The organism is Pseudomonas sp., assembly GCF_026224925.1.
GTDB lineage: Bacteria > Pseudomonadota > Gammaproteobacteria > Pseudomonadales > Pseudomonadaceae > Aquipseudomonas.
The window spans coordinates 1-3,009 of sequence record NZ_JAMFRV010000112.1 but is presented as its reverse complement, the minus strand read 5'-3'; the positions used below and the strand labels follow the sequence as shown (position 1 = coordinate 3,009).

The following is a 3,009-nucleotide window of genomic DNA, read 5'->3' as shown; positions in this document are numbered from 1 at the left end:
GTTCACCTTGGGCCGTGGTGAAACCGTGGCCATTGTCGGCGAGTCCGGCTCGGGCAAATCCACTATCGCCAATGCCTTGTTAGGTTTGCTGCCGGGCAACGCGCTGATTCAGAGTGGCTGCCTGCGCCTCGACGGCAACGACGTCACCCACGCCAGCGAACGCCAATGGCAACGCCTGCGCGGAGCCACCGTGGGCCTAGTGCCTCAAGACCCCATGGTCGGCCTCAACCCCACACTGCGTATCGGCCAGCAGATTGGCGAGGCGCTGATTCAAGCCCAAGGTCGGCGCTACCCTGGCGTCGACGCGCACGTGCTTGAATTGCTGGAACACGTCGGTCTAGACCTGCCCTTGCTGCGGGCGCGCCAATACCCCCATGAACTGTCCGGCGGCATGCGTCAAAGGGTGCTGATCGCTATAGCGCTGGCGGGCAACCCACGGTTGATCATCGCCGACGAACCCACCAGCGCCCTCGACGTGACAGTCCAACGTAAGATCCTCGACCATTTACAAGGCTTGGTAGCCGAGCGCGGCATCTCACTGTTGATCATCACCCACGACCTTGCCGTTGCCGCTGATCGAGCCGACCGGCTGCTGGTCATGAAAGACGGTCAACTGATCGAACAAGGCACGCCCGCGAGCCTGATTGCGCACCCGTCTCAGCCTTACACTCGCGCACTGATCGCGGCGGCACCAGCCTTCAGCAAGCGCACCCCGCCGATCTCAAAAATTGCTGCCAATAGCCCACCGCTTCTGGTACTGCAGGGCATCGGCAAAACCTTCCGGCTGCCTAAGCGCAAGGGTGAGCCAGAGAGTTTCCAGGCGCTGCAGGATGTCAGTCTTGAGGTTTATCCGGGCCAAACCCTGGCCCTCGTCGGCGAGTCCGGGTCTGGCAAGAGCACCACGTTGAGAATTGCCTTGGGCTTGGAACAACCCACCGAGGGCCGCGTACTCTTCGACGGCCGCGACGTCACCGGCCTCGGCTGGCGGGAGTTTCGCCCGCTGCGCCAACGTATACAGTTGGTGCAACAGAACCCCTTCGCCGCACTGGACCCGCGTATGAGTATTTTCGACAGCGTGGTGGAGCCGCTGGTGTCGTTTGGTCGTCTCAAGGGCCGGGAGCTAGAGCACGCGGCCCGGCAGCTGATGGAGCGGGTTCATTTGCCAACGGCCTTTCTGGATCGTCTTCCCCGTGAGTTATCGGGTGGCCAGCGCCAACGTGTCGCCATTGCCCGAGCGCTGGCCTTGAAACCGGATCTGGTGCTGTTGGATGAGCCGGTATCGGCATTGGATGTGTCGGTGCAGGCGCAGATTCTCGACTTGCTGGCTGAGTTACAGGCCGAATTGGGGCTGGCCTATTTGCTGGTGTCCCATGACTTGGCAGTGGTCGCCAGCGTCGCGCATCGGGTGGTGGTTTTGCACAACGGTCGGGTGGTCGAACAGGGTTCTACTGACCAGGTATTCCATACACCCCAAACGGCTTATACCCAGGAATTACTGGCCGCAGTGCCTGGGCAGAAGCTTCGCGCCTAATATTCGTAAATTTAATCGGAGTGCCTAGATGTCGATCTCCCGCCCACAGCAAAAACTGATCATCGCCAGCCAGATGGACACCTCGTTCAATCAAGCCCTACTTGAGCGTCTGGCCCAGACCCACCCCGGCGTCGAAGTGATTGAAGTACCCCCGGGCGTTCCCAGTGACTTACCACCCCAAGCAAGCGTGTTGATCGGTCGGCCGATCAATGTGCGCGGTTACCAAGCGCCAGAAACTCCGCCGCCTGGTTGGCCCTATGGCCTGCGCTGGATTCAACTGGTGTCGTCGGGCATCGACTTCTACCCGTCCTGGCTGTTCGAGGGCGTGACGGTTACCACCGCGCGCGGCAGCGCCAGCGACCCGATCGCAGAGTTTGTGCTGGCGCATATTTTTGCTTACAACAAACACCTGCCAGATATCTGGACCCGCGACGCGGACTGGCATTTCACCGCCCTGACACCGGTGAAAGGCCAGACCCTAGGCATCCTGGGCTTTGGAGCCATCGGCAGCAGCCTTGCGCAAAAAGCGCTGGCGTTGGGCATGCAGGTTATCGTTTTGCGCCAGAGCGATGCGCCGCCGGAAGTGGAAGGCGTACAGGTGGCTCGCGATATTCATGAGCTGTTCGCCCACGCCGACCATCTCGTACTGGCCGCGCCCCTGACGCCTGCTACCCGGCATATCGTCAACGCCCAGGTGCTCGCCAGCGCCAAACCGGGCCTGCACCTGATCAACATTGCCCGTGGCGGTTTACTGGATCAAGACGCCCTACTCGATGCCCTGGACAACGGCCCGCTGGGCTTTGCCTCGCTTGACGTCACCGAGCCTGAACCGCTGCCCAACGGGCATCGCCTGTACAGCCACCCAAAGGTGCGTCTGTCGCCGCACACGTCGGCGATTTCAACCCGCAGCAATGAAGCCATCGGCGCCATTGTGCTGGACAACCTGGAACGTTTTTTAAATGAGCAGCCCTTGGTCAATCTGGCCGATCGCAGCCGCGGCTACTGAGTCACCTTCATCCATTGATAACCCGACCCCACGCAAGGAGGAGGCCCATAACAACAATCACCCGAGAAACACCATGCCAACATCCCGTTATGCCTTTAATCCCTTGGCGCTGGCCGTCGTGCTCGCTGGTACAAGCCAGTCACTGTGGGCGGAGGATGCCGCCAGCCCGGCACTGCCGACGGTCACCGTGACGGCAGAACACAAAAATGAAAATCTGCAAAAAACCCCGCTTGCGATCTCAGCTTTCGACGAGAAGACCCTCGACGACAAGCAGATCAAGAATATCCGTGACCTGTCCGGACAGGTGCCAAACCTGACCCTCAGCCACCAGTCGATCTCTTACAGCGCGCAGACCTACGGCATTCGTGGTATCGGCGAGACCGACCCGATCCAGGAGTCGGCCGTGGCGGTCTACGCTGATGACCTCTATATCCCTCGCGCTATTTCCTCGATGCTCGACTTCAACGACGTC

At 60.6% G+C, this 3,009-nt stretch carries 3 protein-coding genes; all 3 read left to right on the top strand.

Translation table 11 applies throughout. The annotated features are described in order from the left end of the window. Positions 1–1,531 (top strand): ABC transporter ATP-binding protein (locus M0974_RS05180; RefSeq protein ID WP_297833607.1); only part of this gene is annotated, 1,531 nt, incomplete at its 5' end. Between the two features lie 28 nt (positions 1,532–1,559). Then, a complete protein-coding gene (locus M0974_RS05175; RefSeq protein ID WP_297833604.1) occupies positions 1,560–2,537 on the top strand; it encodes a D-isomer specific 2-hydroxyacid dehydrogenase family protein in 978 nt (325 codons plus the stop codon). 73 nt (positions 2,538–2,610) lie between these two features. Beyond that, a partial coding sequence (locus tag M0974_RS05170; RefSeq protein WP_297833600.1) for a Plug domain-containing protein occupies positions 2,611–3,009 on the top strand: 399 nt, incomplete at its 3' end.

Bases quoted from the DNA above. Each gene is read 5' to 3' on its own strand.
- M0974_RS05175 (WP_297833604.1), top strand. From the start codon at position 1,560: ATGTCGATCTCCCGCCCACAGCAAAAACTGATCATCGCCAGCCAGATG.